Consider the following 5,212-nt stretch of genomic DNA (forward strand, 5'->3'; position numbering starts at 1 on the left):
AATTTAGGAACGGGAATTGCTTTACTTGCCACTTTTGGTTTTGCAGCAGGTTTCTTTTTACCAAATTTCTGTTTTCCCCACCAAATAATAAATCCTGTAATTGGCAAACTGGCAGAAATTAAACTAGCCAAAAATGCAATAATTTTCCCTGTAAGACCCAGAACACTTCCTACGTGAATATCGTAATTCATACGTCTGATTTTGTCTGGAATATTGGCTTCAATATACTTTCCTGAAAAAGGTGTTTTAATCGAAATTTCTTTCAAACTCTGCTGATCAAAACTATATCTATCCATGTTATAAAAAGTGTGTCTTTGCTTGTAAACAAAAGCACCAATTGGATCTGCTGGCTTTCCTGGAATACTAATCATAATTCCGGCAGCTTGGGGATTTTCTTTTCTTAAATTCAATAAAACTTTATCGGCTGTTGTGATATTGAATGTTTTTACATTGGTTGTATCCGATTTTGGAGATTCGCGATTTTCTGTCAACGGTTTTCCTCCAGATGTAATCCAATATAAAGATTTACTCCACCATCCAAAGCTCCATACTAAGCCAGTTATGGCAATAAAAAACAGGAAGATGCAGCTGTAAAAACCAAATACGTTATGCATATCATAATTGACACGTTTAAAACTCGCATCCCATTTAATTTTAAAACTTTTATCAATAATGGATTTAATCCATTTTGTTGGCCACCACAAAACGATGCCCGATATTAATAATACGACAAAAATTAAAACAGCAACTCCAACAATTGGTCTTCCAATATCATATGGAAGCCATAATGCGCGGTGTCCGTTTAAAATCCATCTGAAAAAATCTGGAGAATCTCCTCTCGAAAAAGTCTTTACATTTAATATTTCTCCAGTATACGGATTCATGTAAACGCTTATAAAAGTTCCAGATCTTCTTCCTCCTTTACCTTTTTTTTCCTTTTCCTTACCCTTTTCACCTTTTTTTCCTTGAGGCTTCAAATCAGATTTTGCTTTTTCCTGATTTTGAGCTAAATCTTTTTTACGCTCACCTCTTTTATTTCCTCTTTCACCTTTGCCTCCTTCACCTTCTTCTTTTTTCTCCACAAAATAACCTACAATCGCAGCTTCATCTTTTGCACCAAAAGTTACACTTGTAGCTTTCTTATCTTTCATTTTTTTATCTGCAATCGAAACCAATTGAGACGGAAGTAAAAATGCCTCTTTCTGAGGTTTTACAAAACGCCAATCTTCAATAAAATCTTTGATTTCATTTTCGAAAACATAAATACAACCCGTAAGACTGACAATAACTACAATAATTCCAGATGCTAAACCAAGCCACAAATGCAGCCAGGCCATGATACGCTTAAAAAGCGACTTTTTACTTTTTTTCTTATTATTTGGTTTTGAAGAAGAAAACATAATTGGATAGATAAATAGGATAAATAAAAAAACCGCAAGCCCTCATAAAATGAGGACTTACGGCAAAAAAATTAGTATTTTAATTTCTGAATTGCAGTAATTTGACCTCCTTCAACTTTCATACCTCTTGTTGCTACAGCAGTAGTACCGTTAACAGTATAAATCCAGCTTCCCTCTGGAGTATTAACACCTATAATAGCAGAATTTCCATCTTCTGTAGTGATATTGTAACGACTTGTAACAGAAGTTAATGTTTCAGGCGTATTTGTTACCCATGTAAAAGTTTGGTTATAAACGTCAGCAATAGCCATTTTAACTGCGCCATTATTTTTTCCAACGTTTCCATACATTAACAATAAGAATTTACCTTTAGAAATGTAAGTTGTAGAAGAAATTTTGTATCCTCCTGATTTTTCTTGAACATTAAAGAAATAAGATTTATCAAACTCTGTAGTTCCTTTTTTGATTTTTACAACTGCAGATGGTTTTGTAGAAGTCATCACAGTATTGCTTGTTGCAATTGCTCCAGAGAATCCGTAAGCATCTCCATTTTCATCTTGAAATAATCCGTTTGTAAAGTAAGCACCTAAATAACTTGTACGGTTATCTTTGATTACTTTCTCTAATTTAAGTTCTGGATAGTTGTAAACTGCTACCCAAGTACTGTCTGGATTTGCTGTTCCGAAGTTATCAAGTCCGTCTCCTTTAATACTCATATAAGGCATAAATACTTTGTCTCCTACTTGAGTTGCCCAAGTAAAGAAAGCTCTTTCTCCGTTTCCAGCCAATATTTTAGTATCTTGTTGAGCCTCACCTGTAATTAATGATTTTGTAGCATCAATTTTATACATTTGAGCAATAGATGCAGCACCGCTTCTTGGAACTTTTACGGTTAAGATATCTTTGTTTACAGCTGCGAAAACGTGTACAGTTTCTGCCTGAAAATCAGATTTTTTCTGCAATTTACCTTCAGCAGTTAAGTTGTAAGTAGTAACAGCACCTGGATTTCCTTGCCCGTATAATAAACTAAAAAAGTTATTTTCAGCTGTAATATAATAACGGTAAGTTCCGTCTTGTTCAATACCATTACCAATTGTACTTACTGTACCTGTTGTCACATCGTCTGCAGTTAATAAATAATCTGCAATTCCAACCGCTCCAGTAGTTGCTGTAATGATATATTTCGTTTTACCAGTATCGACTCCGCCACCAGTTCCGTTTCCTGAATTTTCGTCACTGCTACATGAGAATGTTGTAAAAGCTATAAAAGCTGCGAATAAAGCTAATTTGCTACCTCTTTTCATAATTATTATGGATTTAAAATTTTATTAATTTGATTTGGTGAAAAAATATCTGAATTTTATATAGAAAGCTCTACTTGGTTTTTGTAGTGAAAAATTATCGTATAGCTTATTATCTAGGACGTTTTTGCATTCTAAAGCGATATTATACTTACCATCTGCCATTGTATAAACTAAATTAAGATCATGATTATACTGCACTGGAATTTCTAATTTTCCGTCCTTTGTCCCCATACTTGGCCATGACAAATAATAGGTATGTACATAAAGTAGATTATACCCAACAGATAAATTATTGCCTTGTCTGAATACATCGTTAAAAAATACGGTAGCATCAACATTACCAAACATATAGGGTATATTTGGAATTCTGTCTTTATAAAACCAAGATACAATTGTTTGTTCTGGCTCGTATTTAGTCATATTACGCAAATTTTGATACGTCATATTGAAACCACTTGTAAACCTTTTTCTGTACGAATATCTTATCTCTCCATCAACACCGTAATTGGTCATTTTTCCAAGATTTACAGAATAACTATCTACCTGATTTGTAAACAATGTGTTACGAATAAAATCTCTGGCATCACGATACATAAAGTTGATGTCAAATGTTAATGCATTCACTTTATTAAAGTTCGTCTGGTAGCTAGCTCCTAAATTATAGTTGTAACTAGATTCTGGTTTTAAATCGATATTTGACGCAATATTATCGTTTGGACTTCCAAAAAGTTCTTGAGAGTTTGGAAGACGATAACTTTTTTCGAAAGAAGCTTTTACCTGCAAATTTTGTTTTAAGTAATAACTACTTGCAAGTCCATATCCTAGTGTAGAAGTTTTATCTTCAAATTGTTGATACGCTATATCTCCAGCATTTCCACTTGGATTATAACTTCTTGAATATTTGGTATATAAATCATAGTTTTTTAAAAACACAGAAGTACTCCATTTTTTGTTATAATCGAATTTATAACCAAGACCTAAAATATTTTTCTGTGTTTTTCTAGGCTGCTGATAAGCAATAGATTCAGGCACTAATTCATCTTCCTGCTTACGATCAAAAGTCGTAAAAGTATTATTAAGCATAAAAGAGTGGCGTTCACCTAGACTATAAGTTGCGTTGGCATTTACAATACCATTATGATCACGCATTTTCATTAAGGTTCTTTGCTTTTCGCCTCCTTCTCCGTTATATTTAATGTAATCTCCAAACCAATTGTATTTGATAAATACAGTATCTACAGTTTGTTCTTCACCAAAATTGTAATTACCATTAACGTTTACATTTAAGCCTTTTGTAAACAAATCTTTTACTTGATATTTAATAGTAGGCATTAAGATATTACCTTGTCTATAACGGCTGCCAAAAACAGCTTTCATTCTAGCACCAGTCTGAATATCTGCTTTATTTTGTCCTCCTGTAAAACCAATCATTAATTTATCGGCGTATTTTTTTCCGGTAATACCAATATTTACAATTGCAGTTTCGTTATGATATGTGTCATGAAACCTTCGTAGTCTTGCATTTGGAAAATATTCACCTGTTTTTAAATCTGCTGCTTCAACATTTACCCAGTAATTATTATCTGAATAATTTTGAAAAACATTAATCTCGGTCGTAAAACCACTTTTTGCAGTATACCCAGCATTGATAGCAGTTTTATGAGTATTAAAAGATCCAAATGAATAAGAAGCATCAAAATAGGTTCTTGGCTTTGTGTTTGTAACAATATTTACAGCACCTCCCAAAGCATCGCCTCCAAGCCAGATTGGCACTACACCTTTGTAAACTTCTACACGATCAGCAAGGTTAATTGGAATATTGTTTAGCTGAAAAGAAGAACCAAAGTTTTCCATCGGCATACCATCAATAAAGACCTTAATTTGATTTCCGGAGAAACCATTAATAGAAAGTTCTGATTGAGAACCTACTCCACCTTGTTCACGAACACGAACTCCCGAAACCCTGTCTAAAGCATGCGAAAGATCTAATGTTGTATTATGAAGTTTTTTAGCATCAATTGCAGTAACACTATAGGCTTGTTTATTTACTTTATCGGTTGCAGTACGGCCCATCACTGTAACGCTTTCTAATTCATTTAATTCGCTTTCTAAATGAATGGAAACATTTACAGGATTACCAGAAACTTCTATCGCTTTTTTTAAAGTTGAAAATCCTATTGCAGAAATTTTCAAAGTGTGTTTTCCAAATGGAACATTTTTGAAAGTGAAATTCCCGTTTTCGTCGGAAATCATACTTAAATTCGTTTTTTCAATAAATACTGTCGCAAACGGAATCGTTGCTCCAGATTTTTCAGCAACTTGACCAGTCACTGCAAAACCTTGATTTTGCTGGGAAAATGATAAGAACGTGGATAGAAAAAATAAACTGGCAAATAAAAATTTTTGAGTTGACATATCTTTAATTAGACTAATTATAAATAACTTTGCTGCAAAAGTACCATCAACGTCTTCAAAAAAGATAGGGAAAAACGGATTATTATTTTGTAA

Annotated in this window: 3 protein-coding genes; all 3 read right to left on the bottom strand. The window is 33.2% G+C overall.

The annotated features are described in order from the left end of the window. Positions 1-1,337: PepSY-associated TM helix domain-containing protein (locus B3J44_RS11355; RefSeq protein WP_286968545.1), on the bottom strand; the 1,337-nt coding region annotated here is incomplete at its 3' end. A 134-nt stretch (positions 1,338-1,471) separates the two neighbouring features. Then, a complete protein-coding gene (locus B3J44_RS11360; RefSeq protein ID WP_198857975.1) occupies positions 1,472-2,704 on the bottom strand; it encodes a DUF4374 domain-containing protein in 1,233 nt (410 codons plus the stop codon). A 24-nt stretch (positions 2,705-2,728) separates the two neighbouring features. Then, a partial coding sequence (locus B3J44_RS11365) for a TonB-dependent receptor (protein ID WP_349678293.1) occupies positions 2,729-5,212 on the bottom strand: 2,484 nt, incomplete at its 5' end.

Source organism: Flavobacterium sp. UBA4854, from assembly GCF_002399805.1.
Classification (GTDB): domain Bacteria; phylum Bacteroidota; class Bacteroidia; order Flavobacteriales; family Flavobacteriaceae; genus Flavobacterium; species Flavobacterium ginsengisoli.

Excerpts from the sequence above, each read along its gene's own strand:
- B3J44_RS11360 (WP_198857975.1), bottom strand. The coding sequence starts at position 2,704 with ATGAAAAGAGGTAGCAAATTAGCTTTATTCGCAGCTTTTATAGCTTTT.